Below are 337 nucleotides of genomic sequence, written 5' to 3' on the forward strand. Positions count from 1 at the left end.
TGGCCGTTTGCCACTTGCGTCGTATCAGCCATGAGAGTCTGCTGGCAGGTTGGTCGTCTGGCTTTTGAAGCGTGACGACCACTGTTTGCCGAGATTCGCGGCCTGAATCTGCGAGCGTTTCAAGCGTTCCACAAAGCCTTGCGTGCCATCCACAGGTTGCCCAGAGCAAATAGTGTGGTGATCTGGGCAGTGTTCTTCATCAACCCTCGGTACCGGGTCTTTGTATAGCCAAACTGCTGTTTGAGGACGCGGAACGGATGTTCAACCTTGGCGCGGATGCCGGCCTTCAGGCGTTCAATCTGATCGAATATCGCGTCCAGCCGATCGGTTAGGTCCA

The 337-nt window shown here is 55.5% G+C and carries 1 protein-coding gene; it reads right to left on the reverse strand.

Annotated elements, in window-relative coordinates; all coding sequences use genetic code 11:
- Positions 1–119 precede the first annotated feature (119 nt).
- The coding region (locus AB4Y34_RS42175) for a transposase (protein WP_368719346.1) at positions 120–337 on the reverse strand (218 nt) is incomplete at its 5' end.

The sequence above is a fragment of the Paraburkholderia sp. BR10954 genome (assembly GCF_040965775.1).
GTDB lineage: Bacteria > Pseudomonadota > Gammaproteobacteria > Burkholderiales > Burkholderiaceae > Paraburkholderia > Paraburkholderia youngii.